Source organism: Saezia sanguinis (genome assembly GCF_963921665.1).
GTDB classification, from domain to species: domain Bacteria; phylum Pseudomonadota; class Gammaproteobacteria; order Burkholderiales; family Burkholderiaceae_C; genus Saezia; species Saezia sanguinis.
Genome location: NZ_CAWUGC010000001.1, coordinates 182,973 through 203,834, shown reverse-complemented (window position 1 = coordinate 203,834; position 20,862 = coordinate 182,973). Strand labels below are relative to the sequence as shown.

The following is a 20,862-nucleotide window of genomic DNA, read 5'->3' as shown; positions in this document are numbered from 1 at the left end:
CTTATTGCTTATCAGGACGTACTAATGCTAACACGCCCTGATTGGCTCCATATCAGCCGGCATAACGTTCATTCTTCCCATCCGAACCGGCCCCATGCTGCGGCCGGTTGATCTCCACGGTGATATGCACCAGTTCATCATGCACCGACAGCATCCGCCGCACATCCTGCGGAGTGATATCGCTTGCCGTGACAATTCCCACAATGCAGGCATACTTGTCCTTGCCCACACGCCAGACATGCAGATCACCAATCTGCAACTGCAAGTCTTTGGCATCCTTTTCTATCGCCTCCCTGATCTCATCGACCACAGGGGCATCCATCTCCGCATCCAACAAAACCCGGCCACTCGCCCGTATCAGCCCGATCGCCCAGAACGTGATCAGCATGGCCCCCACAATACCCATCACCGGGTCCAGCCAGTCAGCACCCCAGAATTTGCCGCACACCAGTGCCACAATCGCCAGTACAGAAGTTGCCGCATCGGCAATCACATGCATATAGGCTGAACGCAGATTCAAGTCCTGCCCGCCATGGCCATTTTGGTGTTCATGATGATGATCATGCGCAGCACCATGGTGGTGGTGGTGATGCCCATGCTCTCCGCCTTTAAGCAGCCAGGCACAAACCACATTCACCAGCAGACCCAGAATTCCCACCGCAATGGCTTCGTTGTAATGAATCGGCAACGGCTCAACAATACGCTGCACCGATTGCACCAGCATTGCCAGCGCCACCAGTACCAAGAGAATGGCACTGGTGTATCCCCCCAGAATCTCAATCTTCCAGGTGCCGAACGCAAACCGGCTGTCCGCTGCATACTTGCGGGCAAAAATATACGCGAGCAATGCCAGTCCCAGCGCCAGCACGTGTGAACTCATGTGCCAGCCATCAGCCAATAGCGCCATCGAACCAAACGCATAACCGGCAGTGATCTCAATGACCATCATGACAGCCGTCAATATCACCGCACGTTTGGTATTGCGCTGTGCCAGCGGGTTCCCGTCATCGAACACGTGTGTATGAAATTGCAGATTTTTTTGTGGTAAAGAGTCGGTTGATGCGCTCATCATGGTTTTGAAATATACACTAAGTATAATATACTATACCCCAGTATATATTTATCTGGCAAATGAAAAAATCAACATTACACAACTACTTGGGTTTACCTGTCCACACAAGCCATCAATATTCGCTATGATCAATACACATCAACAGCCAACAGGAAAAAGCTGACATGGCACACACCATCCGTGACAAACAGAAACTGCTGACCCGTGTACGGCGCATCAGCGGCCAAGCGCAGGCGCTGGAAAAAGCGCTGAATGAGCAAGTGGATTGTTCACAGATATTGCAGCAAATCGCAGCGATCCGTGGTGCCGTCAACGGGCTGATGACCGAAGTACTGGATGGGCATATCCGCGAACATGTCGCGCGCGATGGCGTACCGCAGGTACAGCGTGCAAAAGACCTGGAACAGATTTCACGTCTTCTGCGTTCCTACCTGAAATGAACACACCACCGCCCGAACCGTCCTTTAAAGACCATTTTTCCGTAGCGTCAGACAAATATGCTGCGCACCGGCCGACCTACCCTGCGGCCCTAGCAGAGTATCTGGCAGGCATCAGCCCAAACACCCGGCTGGCGCTCGATTGCGGTTGCGGCACCGGTCAGCTTTCCACGCTGCTGGGCAACCGTTTTCAACAAGTCATTGCCACCGACGCCAGCCCACAGCAGATCGCCAATGCACAGCCGCATGCACGTGTGAGCTACCGGGTTGCTACAGCAGAACGCAGTGGCCTGCCAGACGCCTGTGCCGACCTGATCACCGTTGCCCAGGCCGCACACTGGTTAAACCTGGAATTGTTTTATGCGGAGGCCCGCAGAGTAGCACGGCCACATGCTGTGATTGCACTGATCACCTATGGCGTGCTGCATGTGGAAGGCCCTGTGGACGCGATTGTGCAGCAGTTTTATCATGACGTCATCGGCCCGTACTGGCCGGCTGAGCGGCGCCATGTGGAAGAAGGCTACCGCAACCTGCCTTTTCCTTTTGACAAAATCACCGCGCCGGTATTTGCCATGACAGCACAGTGGCGCCTGGATGACTTGTTGGGCTATATTGATACATGGTCAGCCGTGCAGGCAGCCCGAAAAGCCGTTGGCATAGAAACTGTGCACACTTTTCAGCACGAAATCACCCTGAAATGGGGTGCTAGCGAGCAGCGCCGTACCATCACATGGCCGCTGTCGATGCGTGTGGGACACATATCACACCACCACACGCCCCCATAAAACCCAACGCCGCCCTGCCTACATCGGCCTGACCATACATCTTCTGTTATGAAAGCTTTTGTGCCCACTCATTTTCATCGAACCCAAGCAACAGCGCTTTTTTACCTTTAACCACCAGTGGCCGCTTGATCACACTGGGAGAGGCCAGCATCAGCGCTTTGGCGCTTGACGCATCTGTTACGGCTGCCTGCTCTTCAGGACTGAGCTTGCGCCATGTGGTCCCCCTGCGGTTTACCAGTGCCTCCCAGCTCAGTTGCTTGATCCAGTCATCCAGCAAATCTGCTGGAACGCCCTGTTTTTTATAGTCATGAAACTCGTAGGCAATCTGATGCTCATCCAGCCAGACACGCGCTTTTTTAACCGTGCTGCAATTGGTAATACCGTAAACTTTCAGCATATCCTGTTTCCTTTAGCTCAAATTTTTCTATCTCATGGCCTAGCCACAGATCTTCAGGAAACAGTATACTGACAACCGATTTCCCCCACATACCTCACAATGTCCTTATTAGAACGTCGTCACTTTTTAAATATTGCTCTAGGCGCATTCTCTGCCGGATGCGCCGGTTTTCTGGGTGCCTGTGCCAGACCCAATCCTCCTTTAGCCACTGTCTTATCAGGTTCGACGGTGCTGGCCCTGGGCGACTCCTTGACTTTTGGCACCGGCGCCAGCCCTGAAACCAGCTACCCTGCCGTATTGGCACAAATTACCGGCTGGAATGTGATCAATGCAGGAATCCCCGGTGAAGTCTCTGCACGAACGTTGAGGCGCCTGCCCAGGTTACTGGAAAAATACAACCCGCACCTGGTGCTGACCTGCATCGGCACCAATGACTTTTTCACCCGGTTGCCCGAAGACAGCATCTACGCCAATATCTTCAACATCTGCGAGCGCATCAAAACAGCATCGACACAGCAGATGCTGATTGCCGTGCCCGATTTCATCCGCAACCCGAAAATGATTCCCCCGCTTGAAGATGCCCCCATGTACCAGCGCATTGCCCAGGCGCTGGATATTCCATTGCAACAAGGCGCGCTGGCACAGGTACTCATGCAACCCGGCCTGCGTTCTGATGCGATTCACGCCAATGCCAAAGGCTATGCGCTGTTTGCCCAGTTGATCGCCCAGTCCTTGCGCACAGCCGGGCTGTGGAACGGCCTGTCCGGCAACCGTACCTGATATACTTAAAACTGTTTTAATTTAGTCTCCACCCAGCTTATGCAACGCCGCCATTTTCTGCAATTTTCACTTGGTAGCCTGATATTAGGCACGCTAGCCGCCTGCGGTAATGATGAACCGCAGCTCATAGCGATTCCTGCCGGAGCCACGGTACTGGCCCTGGGCGACTCCATCACATACGGTTACGGTGCCAACCCTCAGACCAGCTACCCGGCCGTATTGGCGCAGATCACTGGCTGGAATGTCATCAACGCCGGTGTTTCCGGTGACACCACAGAAGGTGCATTAAAACGCCTGCCAGGTTTACTGCAACAATACGCCCCGAAACTGGTACTGACCAGCATTGGCGGCAATGACTTTTTGCGCCGTGTGCCGGAAGCTACCACCCGCAGCAACCTGATCGCCATCTGCCGGCAGATCAAAGACAGCGGCGCACAAAACATGCTCATTGCCGTACCGAAACCCTCACTGGTGGGAGCCAGTGTCGGCTCGTTAAGCGACCATCCGATGTACGCTGAAGTGGCAAAAGAAATGAACATCCCACTGCAAAAAGGCGGCTGGGCTGATGTTTTATCGGACTCCAGCCTGCGCTCTGACCAGATTCATGCCAATGCACGGGGCTATGCGCGTTTTGCAGAACTGCTTGCGGTATCTTTACGCGAAACCGGCCTGCTCAAACGCTGATTAACCCCATCGTCCTGCCCAGCCCCTTTGGGATCAGGGCTTCATATGACGGACTATTGACGCACCAGCCGCTGCATCGGTGGCAATGCTTGCGGGGCGCTGCAACGCAGCGGGTTCACATCCATGCCATGGCGGCGGGTAAACCGTGCATATACAAACAGACGCTGCGGCTGACACGCCCTGAGCACATCCATGTATATGCGTTCAATACAGGTTTCAGCCCCCATGCGCTCCATCCGGTAACTGACCAGGTAACGCAACAGCCCCGCATGTTCAATTGGCGCACCGGTATAAGCCACGCGCACACTGGCCCACAGGGCTACTCCGGTTGCCGGGTCTGACACCCGCAGCAGGTTGCTGGTCAGCACTTCCGTATGCGGCTGCTGTTCACTGTCTCTTTTCAGCAGACTTGCATCTGCGCCCTCATACTGGTCCAGTTCAACAAACAGGCGGTCAAGCGAAGTGCCGTCAAACTCCGTGCACAATTCTTCTTGCTCAAAAGCATCATGTTCAATCAAATCCACACTGACGCTGCAATCAACCACCCGGCTCAAATCGTCTGTCAGCAATTCTTTCAGTGCATCGCTCGAATCCAAACGCTGCATCGCCAAACCATTGAAATAAGCCTGCAGTACCGCTGGGTTGAATGAATACACAGACTGGCACGGAACCACCCAGCGCAGCAATGCAATCTGCGGTTTACCCCAGCGGTTCAGCCACGATATTTCATAGCCATTCCAGACATCGGCCCCGGTGAAAGGTACCGTCTGGCCCTGCTTCAAACCAATGGCTTCGCGCTGCCTGAGCTGGCGCATTGCCTTTAACACCTGTTCATCCATACCCATATTCACCATCAGTGGCAGCCATCAGCCTGCGGTTTATGCAGCCTGCCGGCGGCGAAACACCATGCGCCCAGAATCTGAAACCGCGCTGTCATAGGCATACCCGTCCAGGTCAAACTTTTGTAGTGCCTGTGGTGTTTTCGCCCGTTTTTCAATGGCATAACGCATCATCAGGCCACGCGCCCGCTTGGCATAAAAACTCACAATTTTATAAGTCCCGTTTTTAAACTCTTCAAATACACACTGCACCACGCGTGCTTTCAGTGCCTGCGTATCAACGGCCTTGAAATACTCTTCAGAAGCCAGGTTGATCACTACAGGCGTTTTTTCCTGCACCAACCGCTCATTCAGGGCTGATGTAACTTTATCCTGCCAATACGCATACAAATCCTTGCCTCGCGGATTCACCAGCTTCACACCCATCTCCAGCCGGTAAGGCTGCATCCAGTCCAAGGGCCTGAGCACACCATACAGCCCGGAGAGAATCAGCAGGTGTTCCTGCGCCCACTGCAACTGGTCCTCATTTAAACCCGCCGCATTCAACCCATCATACACATCGCCATTAAAAGCCAGAGCCGCCTGTTTACTGTTTTTGGCTGTAAATTGGGGACTCCAGGCCTGATAGCGCGCCACATTCAATGCCGCCAGCTTGTCGGAAATACCCATCAGCGAAGCAACCTGTGCCGGGGTTTTCTCACGCATGATGCCAATCAGTTCGGCAGCCTCCTTTTTAAACCGGGGCTGCGTATGCAGTGCTGTTACCGCTGGCGTATCATAATCCAGTGATTTGGCGGGGGACAGTAAAAACAACATGGCAGGCTCACTCCTGATCAAAATAACCAATCCATCAAAATTACAGCTATGAAAGTTTACCTTCAATGGTTGCGGCATGAATCTGTCGAGCCCCAAACCCCGGACTTTTGTAGCAATACATAGCACATGAACAACAACACCATTGAAATGACGGCCTGCTTTTTGACTGATAATACACCCCATGAAAAAGCGATCCGCCCCTCTTTCGTGCCCCTGTGCAAGCGGCCACACCTATGAGCAATGCTGCCAGCGCTGGCACGATGGCACCCAGCCCCTGCAAGCGCCGGACGCCGTATCGCTGATGCGCTCACGCTACAGCGCTTTTGTATTTGACCTGCGCCCTTATTTACTGGCAACATGGCACCCGCGAACACGGCCACAGACAATCGACCCGCCCGATCCTGAATTGAAATGGATCGGCCTTCAGATCTGCAGCCACCAGCAACAGGATGACACACACGCCACTGTGGAGTTCATTGCCAAATACCGTATACGGGGCAAGGCACACCGGCTGCATGAACTCAGCCGTTTTGAACGCATCAGCGGGCAATGGTATTATGCAGACGGCGAATTTCAGGAATAACCGCCAACACCCTGAAACGCTTGGAAAAGTCTGGAAAACTAAGCCCTTTTCTCAGGGGTTAAAAAGATCTGACTGCGGTGCCTGTGCCATTTCCAGCAACCGCCTGACCGGTGCCGGCAGCCCCAGCGTCGGCCACTCCTGCAAGCTGAACCAGCTTCCCTGCAATTCCTGCAACACGGTGGGCAGATTCAGCGCCTGACGCCGACTCAACTTGACCATTGCCGGTTGCAGCATCCAGTCCATATGGGTAAGCACATGTTTAAACGTCGGCAACTCCGTCACCTGCTCAGCGTTCATTGCAGAGACCACATCGGCACGCTGCTGCACACTTTCAAATACCGGCATGCTGTAAAGCCCGCCCCATATTCCTCTGGTGGGCCGGGGTGCCAGCCAGACCCCCAGCGGAGAAACCAGCCACAGCAAATAACCGGAATGCACACTGCGTTTGACCTTGCGCGTTTTCACCGGGTACGCCAGTTCCGTACCAGACTGATGCGCCCGGCAGAGCGGGGCCACAGGGCACAGGTCACACTGCGCGCGCCTTGGCTGGCACAGGCTGGCACCCAGATCCATCAGTCCCTGGGTATAACTTGCCATGGCCGTCATCGACGCATTCTGATATTTACGCACCAGCGCGGGCTTTGGTGCCAGCATCTGCGCCAGGGTCCACAGTTCACGGTCTGCGGCGGTGGTCGAAATATCTTCGCCATAGCCAAGCGTGCGGGTCAGCACGCGTTTGACATTGCCATCCAGAATAGACACACGCTCACCAAAACAAAACGCCGCAATGGCCGCTGCCGTAGAACGACCAATGCCGGGCAATTCCATCAGCAGCGCCATCTGTGCCGGAAATTCTCCGCCATACTCCTGCACAACCACCTGCGCACACCGGTGCAAATTGCGTGCCCGGCTATAGTAGCCCAAACCGCTCCACAGGCCCAGCACTTCGTCCTGGCTGGCCGCAGCCAACGCCTGCACATCAGGAAACAATGCCAAAAAACGTGGGTAATAATTTAAAACCGTACTCACCTGCGTTTGCTGCAGCATGATCTCGGACAGCCAGACACGATAAGGATCGCGCGTTTGTTGCCATGGCAGATCATGCCTGCCGTGCACCTGTTGCCACATCACCAGGGACGAAGCAAACCGGCTCGCTATTTTGGCGGCAGTGTCCGCAAAACATGGCAAACCTGCTACGGTATCTTTTTTCGCAGCAGGCATTCAGAAATCAACCATTTGGCAGCGCGGGCCGTTACGTTGCAACCGGTGCATCGCTTTCATCTTCCTGAGATGAATCCACCAGAGGTTTATAGCCCAGGGAACATTGCTCCAGGCCAGAAATCCGCGTATCAAATTCCTCTTGCAGTTGCGACAATTGTTGATATTGCTGCTCCATCTCCTCAATGCGCTCATCCAGCGGCTCTTTGGCAGTCTGAACCCGCTGAATACCCTCGTAAAGGTGTTGTATCGAGCCTTCAAGGTCCTGTATCTGTACAACCAGAACCCCATACGTATTGTTACTCCACAAATCCAGCATATCAAATGCCTCGTCGAAAACCGAACGCACCCGTGTCAGCAGAGTCCGAAACATCTGCTCTGCATAGTGAGGCCGGCGCAAACGCAATACCTGGTTGATGCCGAAAAAATTCTCATGCCGTTTGTGCAGCATTTCCACATCGCTGAGCAATGCCTCAACGCCCGGCGCCTGTGGTACTGAAAGCTTGATGCCGTACTCTTTTTCCAGCAACTGCATGTCATTTTTTAAAATGGTCTCAAACTCAACAATCAGCTTGGACAGCCGCTGTGCTCGCTTATTTAATGCGGCCATGGCCTCTTCAAAAACCTTGGTCATGCTCAAGCGCATGCCCGAATCACGCGAGGCAATAGACAGCTCGGCCATATCCTCATCAATGGCTTCGTGGTCCATCATGTGCTCAATTTTTTTCAGTTTCTTCTTCTGCCCATGCCGCAGTGCAGAAGCCTGCTTACGCAATGAATCCAGCGCCTCTTTCTGCGCTACGATTTTCAGCGTAACCTGTTTGATGATGTCGGTGTTTTTGCCATGCAACCCGTTCAGTTCGTTCAACTGTTTTTTCAGGTTGCTTTGGCGGTTGATCAACCGCTCTTTCACATAGATACGCAGTTCATCAATCCCCGAAGCCAGCACCTGCTGGAGAATCTGCTGGCGCTTTGGCAGCAGATCCCTGACCAGCAGCCGCTCCACAAACGGCAGCCTGCTGTCCTGAAGCAGTTGGAAATCATTTTTGATTTTCCCCACCAGGCCCTTCTGGGCAGACACACCCAAAATCCGGTTCAGCGGCACACCCAGTAATGCCGCGCAGTTTTCCCGCTGCTGTTGCAACTGCTGGCGCGCCTGTACGGGTGTTAACAAACCATCCCACAACACATCAATCTTGTTGAGCAGCACATAACAGGGCCGATCGGCTACATTCGGCCCGCTCAGATAGTTTTTCCAGATCTGCAGATCTGAACGTGTCACGCCGGTATCTGCCGCCAGAATAAAAAATATGGCATGCGCCTGCGGCAGCAAATCCAGTGTCAGTTCAGGCTCCACCCCTACGGTATTCAAGCCGGGGGTGTCCAAAATGGAAATACCCCGCTTGAGCAGGGGGTGCGGATAATTGACAATGGCATGGCGCCATTTGGGAATTTCGACCAGCCCCTGCGCGTTCACGGAAGGGTTCTGCTCTGCATTCTCCTCATCCCAAAGGCCCAGATCAGCCGCTTCTTTCGGCGTGACATAATACCGCTCGCTGACTTTCATCATGGATTCAGCCAGGCGATCCATATCGTCAATATCGAGCGGCTCCTCCACCCAGGCGCTGTCATGTTCATAGCGCCACTCCGCCAGCGGAATATTCTGGCGCCGGGTTTCCAAGGGCAACAGACGAATGCAGGGAGGAAGATTTTTGTCATATCCGATTTCAACCGGACACATCGTGGTACGCCCCACCGAGGCCGGCATAATCCGGCGCCCGCCATTGGCAAAGAAAATGGCATTGATCAATTCGGACTTCCCACGCGAGAATTCGGCGACAAACGCTACATTCAACTGGTGGGCCTGCAAACGGGAGCGCATCTCCCCCAGCAGATTGCGGATTTGCTCATCTGTGAGATCATGCCGGTGCAGCCATTCCTCCAGCAGGTCCAGTTGAACCAAGTTCTCCTGTTGCCACTGATCCAGATGACTGAGTCCACTCGCAAGAATATCGCTCACACCTCTAACCCTTCGTCCTACTCTTTATTCGTTATTTTATCTTTTTGGGCCATTTCTCTCAGCCTACCGGCCAGAAACCGGCTCAAGGGCTGCCGCCTCATCGTTCATGATAGCAATATCGCCAGTTTTCCCCAACTTTATTTTTGACAATTCCGGCAAAAATAGGTCGAACGCTGCCCCTGCCGGAGCATAATGATCGGGCGCCCGCATTGTAAACAGGGTTCACCGGCACGGCCATATACCTGGGCCTGCAACTGAAACCAGCCATGTTCTCCATGGGTATTGCGAAAATCCCGCAGCGTCGTCCCGCCCTGCCTGATCGCTTCGCTGAGCACCTGCTGAATCGTGCCTGCAAGTTTTTGGACCTTGGGTTTGCTCACCTTACACGCCGGTTTTCTGGGGTCAATCCCGGCCCGAAACAAAGCCTCACTGGCATAAATGTTTCCAACGCCAACCACCACATCGCCTGCCAGCAAAACCTGTTTGATCGGCGCCTGGCGCCGCTTGAGCGCGGCAGCGAATGCCTGCACATCAAAATCCGGATCGAGCGGTTCAGCCCCCAATCCACCCAAAAGCTTGAGCGCAGCCCCGCTATGCTGAGAGGCAGACCACACCACAGCGCCAAAACGGCGCGGATCATGCAACCGCAAAACCCCATGCGTCGTATGCAAATCAAAGTGGTCATGCGCTGCAGGTGCAGGCAATTGCTCGGCAAACACCAGGTGCCCTGACATCCCCAGGTGTATCAGCAAAACACCGTCGTCCAGGTCCAAAATCAGGTATTTGCCGCGCCGCCGCACCTGGTGTATGGTTTGCTGCAACAATTGCTCGGGCGCACAGCCCAGCGGCCAGCGCAATGGTTTACCCATGCGGACAGACACAATCTGCGCATGGCTTATCTGCGCCATGAAACTCTGGCGCGTTACTTCAACTTCGGGTAATTCAGGCATATAACAAACAGGTTAACCCTTTTGTAGTCTTCTCAAAATCAGCCATTATTGTACTGACACCCCCACGGACAGCGCAGAGCCTATAGAATGCATATTTAGCGCTTTTTACTTTTATTTCAAGCGGATCAAGATGCAAAAATACAGTTTGAGATCTTTTACAGCAAGTGTACTGACCGCATTGCTGGTTGCTTTTCCCTTAACGGCATGTGTTGCGCAAAACCCACGCGCACAGCACAGCGCACCTCCGGAAACTGCCGGCGGCAACAGCTCCCTTCCCGGCTCTTCTTCGCTGGATGCCCGGCTTCTTTACCAGCTCATGACTGCCGAGCTGAATTACATCGACGGCAACCTGAACGACGCCTATATCCTGATTTTGAAATCTGCCCAGCAATCCGGCGACCCGCAACTTTATGAGCGCGCCGTTAACATTGCCTTGCAGGCCAAAGTAACCGGTTCAGCGCTGACAGCCGCACAGGAATGGAAAAAAGCCGATCCCACATCCAGAGATGCGAACCGCTACATTCTGGATATTCTGATCAGCATGCAGCGCTACGGCCAGATCACAGATGCAGCGCAGTCCATGATTCGCCTGACCCCGGATGAAGAACGCCCCCGGTTCATTGCGGCGCTGGGCCAGTACCTGGCGCCACACGCCAAAGAGATAGAACCCCGGTACCAGGCCATTCTGTCCCCCTGGCTCAGCGGAACCAATTCCGAAGAAGCCATGGCCGCCTGGGTTTCCCTGAGCATCATGAAACTCTCGGTGTCCAAACTCGATGAAGCATATGCCGCTATTGAACAGGCCCATACTTTGGCGCCAGAGGCGCCCGAACCGATTCTGGCTGCCGTCAGCCTGATTGACAGTTCGGTACCACAGGCAGAAGAACTGGTGCAGGCCTACCTGAAAAACGAATCGGCCGACCAGCAGGTGAGGCTCGCCTATATCCAGACCCTGCTGCACCAGCAGCGCATCAATCAGGGCATACAGCAACTGGAAATTGCTGTAAAAAACCCGGATACGCCTGCCATTGCCTGGTTTATTCTGGGTTCTCTCCAGATTGAAACCAAACATACCCAGGAAGGTATGAAAAACCTGCAGGCTTATCTCGAAAAAACCGCCAGCGACGCATCTGCGGAAGCTCAAAACAACCGTGAAAGAAGCTATCTGGAACTGGCCCAGGCCGAAGCCGACCTGGGGCGCCTGCAGGCAGCCCAAAAATGGATAGACCAGATCAATGACCCTGAAATCAAAATCCCGGCACTGAAAGCCTATATCGGGCTGCTGGCACAAGACGGTCAATACAACGAAGCGTTCAAAGCTGCGGCTGGACTTCCGACCCGCACACCTCAGGAAAGCGTGCAAAAAACGCTGTTGCAGGCACAGATCCTGATGCAGGCCAAACGCTGGCGCCAGGCCTATGACCTGCTGGATAAAGCCAGCGTGACACCTGATGCCGACCTGCTTTACCTGCAGGCCATGGCTGCGGAGCGCATTGGCCGTTTTCCACAAATGGAATCGTTGCTGCGCCAGGTCATTACCCTCAACCCCAGCTACGCCCATGCCTACAATGCGCTGGGCTACACCCTGGCTGACCGCAATGAGCGTTTGCCGGAAGCCAGAGAACTGGTTGAGAAAGCACTTGAACTCGACCCCGGCAACGCCATGATGATGGACAGCCTGGGATGGGTCGAATTCCGCGAAGGACAGGTTGAAAAAGCGCTGGAGACCCTGCAACAGGCATTCAATGAATATCCAGACTCCGAAGTTGCCGCCCACTTAGGTGAAGTGCAATGGGTACTGGGCCTGCGCGATGAGGCCATGACCACATGGAAACTCGCGTGGCTTGATACACCGGACAGCGATGTATTGCAGCAGACATTCAAACGTTTGCGCATCACACAGCGCATGCTCAACGACTTTACCCTGCCGCCAGATGCAGTGTTGCCACGCAGCCTCCCGGACAGCGATGCGGCAGCACACCAGTCAGCCATCTACATCGAATCCCTGATCGCCAAAGGCGAGTGGCAAAAACTCTATGACCTGCTCTCGCCCATGACGCAGAAAGCAGAAATTCCTGCGCTGATGCAACTGCAGGCTGTAGCGGCCGATCAGCTCGACAACATGGCAGAAGCCGAAAAGCTGTTGCGCCGTGTCATGATACTGGACCCGGAAAACGCCATGGCCTACAACGATCTGGGTTATATGTTAACCAACCGTGGCATACGCCTGCAGGAAGCCAAGGAGCTTATCGAGAAAGCTTATGCATTGCAACCCGACAGTGCCCCCATTCTGGACAGTATGGGCTGGATTGAATTCAAGCTGGGAAATTTGAGCAAAGCACTGGAATGGCTGCAAAATGCATATGACCTCGACCCGTCTATCGCAGAAATTGGCGTGCACCTGGGTGAAGTGCTCTGGCACAGCGGGCGACAGGCAGAAGCCATGCTGATCTGGCGTGACGTTCAGCAACAGTATCCTGATGATCCCGACCTGAAAGAAACGCTGGAAAGACTGAAAGTCACCCTGCCATGAGCCGGTTTCCCTCCGCTTTGTCACATGGCTGGAAGCGCCTGCATATATGGCTGCTGTTATGTCTGGTTACTTTGACATTGACAGCATGCCCACTGTATGGCTTGCGTGATCTGGGTGCCCCACTGTATTTTGCCGGTCGGCTGGCTTTGTCGCAGGAGGCTGACCCACGGATTCCGGGCAGCAAGGCAGACTCATGGTCGGCGCATTTTGAATTGGCCGGCTCCCCGGCTCAGGGCACCCTGCGGCTTTCCACCCCCGTGGGCAGCACAATCGCGCAGGTTGACTGGGAACCCGGCAAAGCCGTCCTGACCACCAGTGAAGAAACGCAGAATTACGAAAGCCTGGATGCGCTCACACTAGCCTACTTTGAACAAACCATCCCCATTGCGGCCCTGTTTGACTGGCTGCAAGGCAAACCCACTGAGCAGGTCGTTCCCGGCTGGGAAGTCAACCTCACGCGTGCTGCCGGTGGCGTCATCAGTGCAGAACGCCAACAACCCGCCCCCCGTGTGCGTTTAAGGGCCATTGTGGATGAGCATGATGACAATACCACCCCGACGCATTCTCTGTAAACCGTTTCACCTTTTTCCAAAATAAACCACCTGCATCATTCATAAAAACCAATCATTGCCATGCAGCCACACGCCCTTCACGATGTTCTGGCCCCGGCCAAATTGAACCTGTTTCTGCATATCACAGGCCGGCGTCATGATGGCTATCATCTGCTGCAGTCTGCATTTGTCGCCATTGACTGGTTTGATACGCTGCATTTTGAGCGCCGCAACGATGCCGTCATTACCCGTCATGACCTGGGCGCCGCACTGCCGGAAGACGATCTGATCATCCGTGCCGCCCGGTTACTGCAACAAAACAGCCGCACCGCGTATGGCGCAGATATCTCCATCCAAAAAAACATCCCTGCGCAAGCCGGCCTGGGCGGTGGCAGTTCAGATGCTGCAACCACCCTGCTGGCATTAAACCACCTGTGGCAAACACGGCTCACCGCCCTACAGTTACATGCCCTGGCGCAACAACTGGGTGCAGATGTTCCCTTCTTTCTGCATCGTGGCCCGGCGTGGGTTGAGGGCGTTGGCGAGCAGATTTCTGACCTGGCTTTACCCCACACTGCTTTTCACACCCCGATCGCTGTTTTAAAACCGGAATTTGGCGTTTCTACACAACAGCTTTTTTCAAGCCCTGTACTGACAAGAAATACAAAGCCTGTTAGAATGGCGGACTTCGCTTCTTTCGATCTGTGTTCAAAGCGTTTTGAAAACGAAAGTGAAATACAGCAGCATGCATTGCTGAAAACCGGGGCCGAAAACCCCTATGCTGTGTTTGATTTTGGACACAATGATTTGCAGCAAGTTGCTGTGGCTTTTCAGCCGCAGATCGGGCAGGCACTTGAATACCTGTCAGATCTGTCTGGAGGGCCGGCACGCATGACAGGCTCTGGCAGTGCTGTTTTTGCGGCCATGCGAAAGAGTGTTGATCCACTTGAACAGTCAACCAATTCATTGCCTTTTGGCTGGCAGTTTAAGATGTGTAAAATTCTGGATGAACATCCACACCCAGACTGGCTGCCAGATTGAGTGTGGAGTTGAACCGAAAGTGTATGGTTCAAAAGGTTATAGTGTCATCATGTGATACTGTAATAAGTATGTAGGGGCGTCGCCAAGCTGGTTAAGGCACCGGATTTTGATTCCGGCATGCGTAGGTTCGAATCCTTCCGCCCCTGCCATTTTTTGAGAAACAACACAGGCTTCATATTCCAATATGTCAACCGGGATGATATGCACAAACTTGCAACTCATCATTCAAGAGCAATATCAGCTTATTCGCTCTTGTCGGTTCTTATGTGTTGCGGATCAAACCAACCCCCAACTCTTGCGGAATAACGATGCATCCGCCTAATGAATATATTGTCTTCACAGGCAACGCCAATCCCGCTCTTGCAGCGGAAATCACAGCACAACTCAACATCCCCCTGGGCAAAGCCAATGTCAGCAAGTTTTCTGACGGCGAAGTCTATGTTGAAATCAAACAGAACGTACGCTCACGGGACGTGTTTGTGGTTCAGCCAACCTGCCACCCGACCAATGACAACCTGATGGAACTGATCATCATGGTCGATGCGCTCAAACGCGCCTCTGCCGAGCGCATCAACGCCGTGATTCCTTATTACGGTTACGCCCGGCAGGATCGCCGGGTGCGTTCGGCCCGCGTGCCCATTTCGGCCAAAGTGGTTGCCAACATGTTACAGGCAGTCGGCGTAACGCGCGTGCTGACGATGGATCTGCACGCAGACCAGATTCAGGGGTTTTTTGACATCCCGGCGGATAACATCTATGCCACGCCCATTCTTCTGGCAGACATCCGCAGCAAAAATTACAGCGACCTGATGATCGTCTCTCCTGACGTCGGCGGCGTTGTACGTGCGCGTGCATTTGCCAAAGGCCTGGGGTGCGATATGGCCATCATTGACAAGCGCCGCCCTCGCCCCAACGTCAGCGAAGTGATGCACGTCATTGGCGAAATCGAAGGCCGCAACTGCGTCATCATGGATGACATTGTCGATACGGCAGGCACCTTGATCAAAGCCGCCGAAGTACTCAAAGAGCGCGGCGCCAAGAGCGTGCTGGCCTACTGTACCCATCCGATCCTGTCGGGCCCGGCCATTGAACGGCTCTCATCCGGAAACGCCCTGGATGAACTGGTTGTCACCAACACCATTCCGCTGTCTCCGGCAGCGCAGGCCTGCCCCAAAATACGGGTGCTGAGTGTGGCATCCTTGTTTGCAGAAACCATACACCGCATCTCGACGGGTGAGTCGGTTATGAGCCTGTTTCTTGAACAGGAACAACCCGGCCTGAATTTAGGCTAAAATAGATAGTTTCGCTTACAGCAGGCTTTTTTAAAAGCCTGCTGTAGTTTTTAACCGGACCGCTGGTCGCGGCGGTTCAATGATTTTGGAGTTATCCATGAAATTCGTCGCTTTTGAACGCAAAGAGCAGGGAACGAGTGCGAGCCGCCGCCTGCGCCGTGCGGGTAAAGTTCCTGGTATTGTCTATGGCAATGGTGATGCACTGCCGATCGAGCTTGACCACAATGCTTTGTGGCATGCTGCACGTAAAGAAGCTTTCCACTCCTCCATTCTGGACATGGAAGTTGACGGCAAAGTCACCAAAGTACTGCTGCGTGACGTGCAATACCACGCCTACAAGCCATTCATCACACATATTGACTTTCAACGTGTGAACATGAAAAAACCCATTACGCTCAAAGTTCCTGTGCATTACAGCGGTGCAGAAGAAAGCCCGGCAGTCAAAATTGACGGCCAGATGGTCAACTACATCGCCAGCGAACTGGAAATCCAGTGCTTGCCCAGCCAACTGCCTGAGTTTATTGCTGTGGACCTTTCCAAACTGGAAAAAAATGGTGCCATGCACGTCTCTGACCTGACCCTGCCTGAAGGGGTGAACGTGGTCAGCCATGCAGAAGAAGACCTCACGCTGGTCACTGCTTCCAACATTGTGGAAGAAACAGTTTCTGACGAGGCTCCGGCTGCCCCAGCAGCTGACGCAGCAGCGCCTGCTACTCCTGCTGCATCCTGATCGGGATCAACGCAGATATACAGGTAAAGCATCAAACACCATTGACGGTCATTTGATGCCTTGCCTCTAAAAGTCCGCCCTTTAGCGGACTTTTTTATTTCTCACAGATAATAGCACCATGATCAAGCTGTTTGTTGGTTTAGGAAACCCAGGAACCGAATACGAAGGAACCCGACACAATGCCGGGTTCCTGTGGATTGATGCACTGGCCAGCCAGTGGAACACCACATTGCGAATGGAAAAAGGCTATTTTGGCCTGGTTGCCCGTACACAGCAAAACGGGGAGACTGTTTGGCTGCTGAAGCCTCAAACCTATATGAACCGCTCCGGGCAGTCTGTTGCCGCTCTGGCCCGTTTTTTCAAAATTGAAGCACAGGAAATTCTGGTTGCCCATGACGAACTTGACCTGCTGCCAGGACACGCCAAACTGAAGTTTGCCGGCAGCCATGCCGGACATAACGGGCTCAAAGATATTGAAGCCAAGCTAGGAACACGTGATTACTGGCGGCTGCGCCTTGGAATCGGACATCCGGGGGTGCGAAGTGAGGTGATCAACTGGGTACTACAGCGGCCATCGGCAGAAAACCGGAACGCGATACAACACTGTATTGACAAAACCATGAGCGCTGTCCCTGATTTGCTTGCCGGAGAGTTTGAAGCCGCTACCCGCATCATCAATGCAAAACCCGCAGCAGACCAGCCATAAGCGACTCACCAGGGAGAGGTTTGAGGGGATTCACTACCCCAACCGAAAAATACCGCTCAATTCGTCACAGTCACATTCAACTGCAACTCACTGCGGGGAATATCTGTGCTGTGGTTGGAGGGCAGCTCAACAATACGGATCTGGTCTTCCCCCTGCCGCAACGCCATGAAAACATAGCGCTCCACGGCTGCCCCCTGTTCAGACAATTGCAGCACCTGCCTGGTCGGCGCTTCAAAAACGCCCTGGCCATGCTCAAAAACGTCCCACATATAATTAGAGCCGCTGCGCGGCACTTCAACCACCAGTTCCTGTCCCCGGTGCATTCTGATATGGCGGCCACTGTCCGCCTGGGTAACGCGCACTTCCGAAGGAGCGCTGCTGACACAGGCTGTCAACATCAAAGCGGTCATGACAGACAATGCTCCAGCCGTGATTGAATGTTTTTTCATCTCCATCCTCTTGCATGCTCTATGCATACATTTGCTACTGCCGCGCAATCAACTGCAATCAAACCGCCGCTTTTTGTTTCGTCAGTTGAAGCAGGTTGAATTTTTCCAGCAACTCATCCTGAGTTTCCCGGTAATCCGGATTCACCGGAATGCATTCAACCGGACATATCTGTGCGCACTGCGGCTCATCAAAGTGCCCGACACATTCTGTGCACTTCAAAGGATCGATCACATAATACTCCGGCCCCATTGAAATCGCCTCATTCGGGCACTCCGGCTCACAAACGTCACAATTGATACATTCGCTGGTAATCATCAAGGCCATAATGCAACCTTCCTACACGGCATATTCCTATCAGCAGGTGTCAGCCTAACTGTTTTTGCTGACGCCGCTTCTGCAGATACTGCTCCACAACAGGTGAAACAAACTGCGATACATCCCCGCCCAACAGCGCAATTTCGCGCACAAATGTGGCAGAAACAAAGTGATACTGCTCTCCAGGCGTCAGAAAAACCGTTTCCACCTGCGGCATCAAATGGCGGTTCATGCCTGCCATCTGGAACTCATATTCAAAATCACTGGCCGCACGTAAACCACGCACAACCACTGTGGCGCCGTTGGCTTCGACAAAATGCTGCAGCAGCCCTGAAAAACTCTGCACTTCCACCGTAGGGTAAGCCGCCAGTGCATCTTTCGCCAAATACAGCCGCTCCTGCACATCAAACAGCGTTTTTTTGTGATGCGCAGCAGCCACTGCCACAATCACTTTCGACCAGATCTTGCTGGCACGGCGAATCAAATCTTCATGCCCGCGAGTCAGCGGATCAAAAGTCCCCGGATAAACTGCGATCACTTCATTCATCATGGTTTTTATCAATTTAATGACAGAACAACAAAAAAACGCTACGATGCCCCGCCGGGTATAAAAAGATGGTAATACACTGCTCCTGCACACGCCTGACGATAGCAGGATAACCCTTTCGGGGGCTCAATTAGCCGGTCTGCCTCCAGATAGATGGCACCATCGGGTGACACCACACGTTGCGCTTGCACCAAGGCATTTTCAAACAGATTGGCAGCAAATGGCGGGTCTAAAAAAACCAGGTCAACTTTGCCGGCCTCACAACGCGTTAATGCCGCCATGCCATCCCCGCAAAGCACTTCCACATTTGCAGCGCCCAGCTTTTGCCGTACCCGTTGCAGGTGTTGGGCCAGACGCTTGTCTTTTTCAACCAATGTCACGTGGGCAGCCCCCCGGGAAGCTGCCTCAAACCCCAGAGCGCCCGTCCCGGCAAATACATCCAGACAGCGCCAGCCGGACAAATCCTGCCCCAGCCAGTTGAACAGCGTTTCACGCACCCGGGACGGTGTTGGCCGCAAACCTGGCATATCCATCACCGGCAATTTTGTACGCTTCCATTGCCCGCCAACGATCCGCACCTCTCCCGGTGCACTGCCCGGGCGGCGTTTTACCGGCACAGCCGGCCGGCTCCGGGGTTTGGAATGATGCGTTTTCACTGTACCCGCCACGCGCCGCGATCCTGCCAGACAACCATTGCCTATTCCTGAGCGCCCAGCACCACCGTCACCATCTTGTCAGGATCAATCACACGCTGAAACGCCTGCTTGACCTGGTCTGCCGTCACCGCTTCAATCAAATGCGGCCACTGGTCCAGATAATCAAGCGGCAGATCATTGCGGGCAATGTTAGCCACCTGCCTGAGCAGTTTGGCATTGCTGTCAAACATCAATGGAAAACCACCCACCAGATTCGCCTTGGCCGCCTGCAATTCCGCTTCGGTTGGCCCTTCATTCATGAATGTCGTCAACACCTGTTGCACCACTGTGAGTGCTTCCTGAGCCTGATCAGGACGGGTTTTCAGCGAGATGGTAAACGCGCCCACATTGGCGCCCGGTGCAAAATAGCTCCCCACACCATACGTCAGCCCACGTTCCTCCCTCACCTGCTGCATCAGACGGGAAGAAAACCCATTGCCGCCCAGCACATGGTTACCTACCACCAGCACCAGGAAATCCGGATCGCTGCGCTTGATGCCAGGTGCACCCACCAGAATCTGCGCCTGAGCGGCATTGAACTTCATATTTTCATGCACTGCTTGTGTCAACGCGGGCACCTCTGCCACCTCAGGCAGTGCCGGACAAGCGCCTGATTGCGGCAGTTGCGACAACAGTTTTTGCGCAATGTCATTGGCCTCTTCACGGCTCACATTGCCTACCATTGAAATCCGTGCACGGCACGGCAGTACATAACGTGCGTGAAAGTTTTTCAAATCCGCAACCGTAATGGCATTCAGCGTCTGCTCCGTATACTGATCTGCATACGGGTGTCCGCTATACACCGCCGCATAATAAGCGCGCGAGGCCACAGGCCCGGGTTGTGTCAGGCTTTCTTTCAGCGCTGCAACCGCCCTGGCCTGCTCACGCTTCAACACATCTGCCGGAAAACTCGGGTGCGCAATCACGCGCGCAGCCAGTGCAACCGCTTCGGGTAAAACGTCCGGATACGTCAATGTACGCAGCGAATATGAAAACTCGTCCCGGCTGGCAGAAGCCGCAAAAATCCCGCCCAGATCGAGCCACGCATCCGTCACACCGTTTTCATCCAGTGCAGGCTCCTGGTGGGCATCTGCCCCTACTGCTCCTGCCGTCACGCCCTTGTCAGCCAGTATGGCTGCAAAGTCTGCCAGTCCGATTTTGTCCGCAGGGTCACGCCTGGAGCCTGCGTCAAACGCGATATTCACATCCAGCATCGGCAAGGAGCGGCTTTGCACCAGGTAAACCTTGGCACCATTGTCCAGCGTCCACTGCTCAATCTGTGGCCCGGCATGTGCCATGTTGCCACTTGCCAGAATCGCAACACTTGCGACCACGCCCAGTACACTGTGAAACATCCGTGCTGATATTTGCTGCATCATTTCTGCCAGAAAATTCAAATTTTTCAATCTCATGCTATATGA

23 protein-coding genes and 1 tRNA gene are annotated in these 20,862 nt (G+C 53.9%); 12 read left to right on the top strand and 12 right to left on the bottom strand.

The window, feature by feature from the left end; all coding sequences use genetic code 11:
• Nucleotides 1-52: 52 nt before the first annotated feature.
• Nucleotides 53-1,069, bottom strand: a complete 1,017-nt coding sequence (gene dmeF, locus AACY98_RS00955) for a CDF family Co(II)/Ni(II) efflux transporter DmeF (RefSeq protein WP_339800957.1) — start codon at nt 1,067-1,069, stop codon at nt 53-55.
• A 167-nt stretch (nt 1,070-1,236) separates the two neighbouring features.
• Between dmeF and AACY98_RS00950 the strand changes: the two genes are divergently transcribed.
• Both AACY98_RS00950 and AACY98_RS00945 read left to right on the top strand, forming a co-directional pair.
• Complete coding sequence (locus AACY98_RS00950) at nt 1,237-1,512, top strand: metal/formaldehyde-sensitive transcriptional repressor (RefSeq protein ID WP_126979837.1); 276 nt, start codon at nt 1,237-1,239, stop codon at nt 1,510-1,512.
• Nucleotides 1,509-2,294, top strand: coding sequence for a class I SAM-dependent methyltransferase (locus tag AACY98_RS00945; RefSeq protein WP_339800425.1), 786 nt, complete (start codon nt 1,509-1,511; stop codon nt 2,292-2,294). The genes AACY98_RS00950 and AACY98_RS00945 overlap by 4 nt, the downstream gene beginning before the upstream one ends.
• Before the next feature lie 46 nt (nt 2,295-2,340).
• On the opposite strand, the gene AACY98_RS00940 is transcribed toward AACY98_RS00945, so the two are convergent.
• Nucleotides 2,341-2,691, bottom strand: coding sequence for an ArsC family reductase (locus tag AACY98_RS00940; RefSeq protein ID WP_126979839.1), 351 nt, complete (start codon nt 2,689-2,691; stop codon nt 2,341-2,343).
• Nucleotides 2,692-2,790: 99 nt separating this feature from the next.
• On the opposite strand from AACY98_RS00940, the gene AACY98_RS00935 reads away from it, so the two are divergent.
• Nucleotides 2,791-3,471, top strand: coding sequence for a GDSL-type esterase/lipase family protein (locus AACY98_RS00935; RefSeq protein ID WP_339800422.1), 681 nt, complete (start codon nt 2,791-2,793; stop codon nt 3,469-3,471).
• A 39-nt stretch (nt 3,472-3,510) separates the two neighbouring features.
• Entirely contained in the window at nt 3,511-4,155 is a 645-nt protein-coding gene (locus AACY98_RS00930) for a GDSL-type esterase/lipase family protein (protein WP_339800419.1), read from the top strand.
• Nucleotides 4,156-4,208: 53 nt separating this feature from the next.
• Here the strand turns inward: AACY98_RS00930 and AACY98_RS00925 are convergent, their stop codons facing one another.
• Nucleotides 4,209-4,994, bottom strand: a complete 786-nt coding sequence (locus AACY98_RS00925; protein ID WP_339800416.1) for an NADPH-dependent 7-cyano-7-deazaguanine reductase QueF — start codon at nt 4,992-4,994, stop codon at nt 4,209-4,211.
• 39 nt (nt 4,995-5,033) lie between these two features.
• The gene (gene yaaA, locus AACY98_RS00920) at nt 5,034-5,810 is read right to left on the bottom strand and encodes a peroxide stress protein YaaA (protein WP_339800413.1); all 777 of its coding nucleotides are present in this window, start codon (nt 5,808-5,810) and stop codon (nt 5,034-5,036) included.
• Nucleotides 5,811-5,991: 181 nt separating this feature from the next.
• On the opposite strand from yaaA, the gene AACY98_RS00915 reads away from it, so the two are divergent.
• Complete coding sequence (locus AACY98_RS00915) at nt 5,992-6,393, top strand: YchJ family protein (RefSeq protein WP_339800411.1); 402 nt, start codon at nt 5,992-5,994, stop codon at nt 6,391-6,393.
• A 51-nt stretch (nt 6,394-6,444) separates the two neighbouring features.
• On the opposite strand, the gene mutY is transcribed toward AACY98_RS00915, so the two are convergent.
• The 3 genes from mutY to mutM all read right to left on the bottom strand — a co-directional run bounded on the left by mutY (nt 6,445) and on the right by mutM (nt 10,581).
• The gene (gene mutY, locus AACY98_RS00910; RefSeq protein ID WP_339800408.1) at nt 6,445-7,614 is read right to left on the bottom strand and encodes an A/G-specific adenine glycosylase; all 1,170 of its coding nucleotides are present in this window, start codon (nt 7,612-7,614) and stop codon (nt 6,445-6,447) included.
• Nucleotides 7,615-7,645: 31 nt separating this feature from the next.
• Complete coding sequence (locus AACY98_RS00905; protein ID WP_339800405.1) at nt 7,646-9,631, bottom strand: dynamin family protein; 1,986 nt, start codon at nt 9,629-9,631, stop codon at nt 7,646-7,648.
• A gap of 137 nt (nt 9,632-9,768) precedes the next feature.
• Complete coding sequence (mutM, locus tag AACY98_RS00900) at nt 9,769-10,581, bottom strand: bifunctional DNA-formamidopyrimidine glycosylase/DNA-(apurinic or apyrimidinic site) lyase (protein ID WP_339800402.1); 813 nt, start codon at nt 10,579-10,581, stop codon at nt 9,769-9,771.
• 145 nt (nt 10,582-10,726) lie between these two features.
• On the opposite strand from mutM, the gene AACY98_RS00895 reads away from it, so the two are divergent.
• The 7 genes from AACY98_RS00895 to pth all read left to right on the top strand — a co-directional run bounded on the left by AACY98_RS00895 (nt 10,727) and on the right by pth (nt 17,434).
• Nucleotides 10,727-13,114 (top strand): tetratricopeptide repeat protein, encoded by a 2,388-nt coding sequence (locus tag AACY98_RS00895; RefSeq protein WP_339800399.1) that lies wholly within the window; start codon nt 10,727-10,729, stop codon nt 13,112-13,114.
• Nucleotides 13,111-13,686, top strand: coding sequence for a lipoprotein insertase outer membrane protein LolB (locus tag AACY98_RS00890; protein ID WP_126979849.1), 576 nt, complete (start codon nt 13,111-13,113; stop codon nt 13,684-13,686). The genes AACY98_RS00895 and AACY98_RS00890 overlap by 4 nt, the downstream gene beginning before the upstream one ends.
• 60 nt (nt 13,687-13,746) lie before the next feature.
• Nucleotides 13,747-14,706 (top strand): 4-(cytidine 5'-diphospho)-2-C-methyl-D-erythritol kinase, encoded by a 960-nt coding sequence (ispE, locus tag AACY98_RS00885; protein WP_126979850.1) that lies wholly within the window; start codon nt 13,747-13,749, stop codon nt 14,704-14,706.
• Nucleotides 14,707-14,778: 72 nt separating this feature from the next.
• Nucleotides 14,779-14,855 (top strand) — tRNA-Gln (locus AACY98_RS00880).
• A gap of 159 nt (nt 14,856-15,014) precedes the next feature.
• Nucleotides 15,015-15,998 (top strand): ribose-phosphate pyrophosphokinase, encoded by a 984-nt coding sequence (locus AACY98_RS00875; RefSeq protein WP_126979851.1) that lies wholly within the window; start codon nt 15,015-15,017, stop codon nt 15,996-15,998.
• A gap of 97 nt (nt 15,999-16,095) precedes the next feature.
• Nucleotides 16,096-16,728 (top strand): 50S ribosomal protein L25/general stress protein Ctc, encoded by a 633-nt coding sequence (locus tag AACY98_RS00870; RefSeq protein ID WP_339800393.1) that lies wholly within the window; start codon nt 16,096-16,098, stop codon nt 16,726-16,728.
• A 118-nt stretch (nt 16,729-16,846) separates the two neighbouring features.
• The gene (pth, locus tag AACY98_RS00865) at nt 16,847-17,434 is read left to right on the top strand and encodes an aminoacyl-tRNA hydrolase (RefSeq protein ID WP_339800390.1); all 588 of its coding nucleotides are present in this window, start codon (nt 16,847-16,849) and stop codon (nt 17,432-17,434) included.
• A gap of 56 nt (nt 17,435-17,490) precedes the next feature.
• On the opposite strand, the gene AACY98_RS00860 is transcribed toward pth, so the two are convergent.
• The 5 genes from AACY98_RS00860 to AACY98_RS00840 form a co-directional block, all read right to left on the bottom strand.
• A complete protein-coding gene (locus tag AACY98_RS00860; protein WP_339800387.1) occupies nt 17,491-17,883 on the bottom strand; it encodes a hypothetical protein in 393 nt (130 codons plus the stop codon).
• 58 nt (nt 17,884-17,941) lie between these two features.
• Nucleotides 17,942-18,208 (bottom strand): YfhL family 4Fe-4S dicluster ferredoxin, encoded by a 267-nt coding sequence (locus AACY98_RS00855; RefSeq protein ID WP_339800384.1) that lies wholly within the window; start codon nt 18,206-18,208, stop codon nt 17,942-17,944.
• 40 nt (nt 18,209-18,248) lie between these two features.
• Nucleotides 18,249-18,749 (bottom strand): pantetheine-phosphate adenylyltransferase, encoded by a 501-nt coding sequence (gene coaD, locus AACY98_RS00850; RefSeq protein ID WP_126979856.1) that lies wholly within the window; start codon nt 18,747-18,749, stop codon nt 18,249-18,251.
• A 38-nt stretch (nt 18,750-18,787) separates the two neighbouring features.
• The gene (gene rsmD / locus AACY98_RS00845) at nt 18,788-19,363 is read right to left on the bottom strand and encodes a 16S rRNA (guanine(966)-N(2))-methyltransferase RsmD (protein ID WP_339800380.1); all 576 of its coding nucleotides are present in this window, start codon (nt 19,361-19,363) and stop codon (nt 18,788-18,790) included.
• A gap of 80 nt (nt 19,364-19,443) precedes the next feature.
• The gene (locus tag AACY98_RS00840; protein ID WP_339800377.1) at nt 19,444-20,853 is read right to left on the bottom strand and encodes a M16 family metallopeptidase; all 1,410 of its coding nucleotides are present in this window, start codon (nt 20,851-20,853) and stop codon (nt 19,444-19,446) included.
• Between the last annotated feature and the right edge of the window lie 9 nt (nt 20,854-20,862).

Bases quoted from the DNA above. Each gene is read 5' to 3' on its own strand.
- AACY98_RS00875 (WP_126979851.1), top strand. From the start codon at position 15,015: ATGCATCCGCCTAATGAATATATTGTCTTCACAGGCAACGCCAATCCC.
- AACY98_RS00890 (WP_126979849.1), top strand. From the start codon at position 13,111: ATGAGCCGGTTTCCCTCCGCTTTGTCACATGGCTGGAAGCGCCTGCAT.
- mutM (WP_339800402.1), bottom strand. From the start codon at position 10,581: ATGCCTGAATTACCCGAAGTTGAAGTAACGCGCCAGAGTTTCATGGCG.
- mutY (WP_339800408.1), bottom strand. From the start codon at position 7,614: ATGCCTGCTGCGAAAAAAGATACCGTAGCAGGTTTGCCATGTTTTGCG.
- ispE (WP_126979850.1), top strand. From the start codon at position 13,747: ATGCAGCCACACGCCCTTCACGATGTTCTGGCCCCGGCCAAATTGAAC.
- AACY98_RS00925 (WP_339800416.1), bottom strand. From the start codon at position 4,994: ATGGATGAACAGGTGTTAAAGGCAATGCGCCAGCTCAGGCAGCGCGAA.
- AACY98_RS00950 (WP_126979837.1), top strand. From the start codon at position 1,237: ATGGCACACACCATCCGTGACAAACAGAAACTGCTGACCCGTGTACGG.
- AACY98_RS00915 (WP_339800411.1), top strand. From the start codon at position 5,992: ATGAAAAAGCGATCCGCCCCTCTTTCGTGCCCCTGTGCAAGCGGCCAC.
- AACY98_RS00840 (WP_339800377.1), bottom strand. From the start codon at position 20,853: ATGAGATTGAAAAATTTGAATTTTCTGGCAGAAATGATGCAGCAAATA.
- AACY98_RS00930 (WP_339800419.1), top strand. From the start codon at position 3,511: ATGCAACGCCGCCATTTTCTGCAATTTTCACTTGGTAGCCTGATATTA.
- AACY98_RS00945 (WP_339800425.1), top strand. From the start codon at position 1,509: ATGAACACACCACCGCCCGAACCGTCCTTTAAAGACCATTTTTCCGTA.
- AACY98_RS00935 (WP_339800422.1), top strand. From the start codon at position 2,791: ATGTCCTTATTAGAACGTCGTCACTTTTTAAATATTGCTCTAGGCGCA.
- AACY98_RS00870 (WP_339800393.1), top strand. From the start codon at position 16,096: ATGAAATTCGTCGCTTTTGAACGCAAAGAGCAGGGAACGAGTGCGAGC.
- pth (WP_339800390.1), top strand. From the start codon at position 16,847: ATGATCAAGCTGTTTGTTGGTTTAGGAAACCCAGGAACCGAATACGAA.
- AACY98_RS00940 (WP_126979839.1), bottom strand. From the start codon at position 2,691: ATGCTGAAAGTTTACGGTATTACCAATTGCAGCACGGTTAAAAAAGCG.
- AACY98_RS00855 (WP_339800384.1), bottom strand. From the start codon at position 18,208: ATGGCCTTGATGATTACCAGCGAATGTATCAATTGTGACGTTTGTGAG.
- dmeF (WP_339800957.1), bottom strand. From the start codon at position 1,069: ATGAGCGCATCAACCGACTCTTTACCACAAAAAAATCTGCAATTTCAT.
- AACY98_RS00860 (WP_339800387.1), bottom strand. From the start codon at position 17,883: ATGAAAAAACATTCAATCACGGCTGGAGCATTGTCTGTCATGACCGCT.
- yaaA (WP_339800413.1), bottom strand. From the start codon at position 5,810: ATGTTGTTTTTACTGTCCCCCGCCAAATCACTGGATTATGATACGCCA.
- coaD (WP_126979856.1), bottom strand. From the start codon at position 18,749: ATGATGAATGAAGTGATCGCAGTTTATCCGGGGACTTTTGATCCGCTG.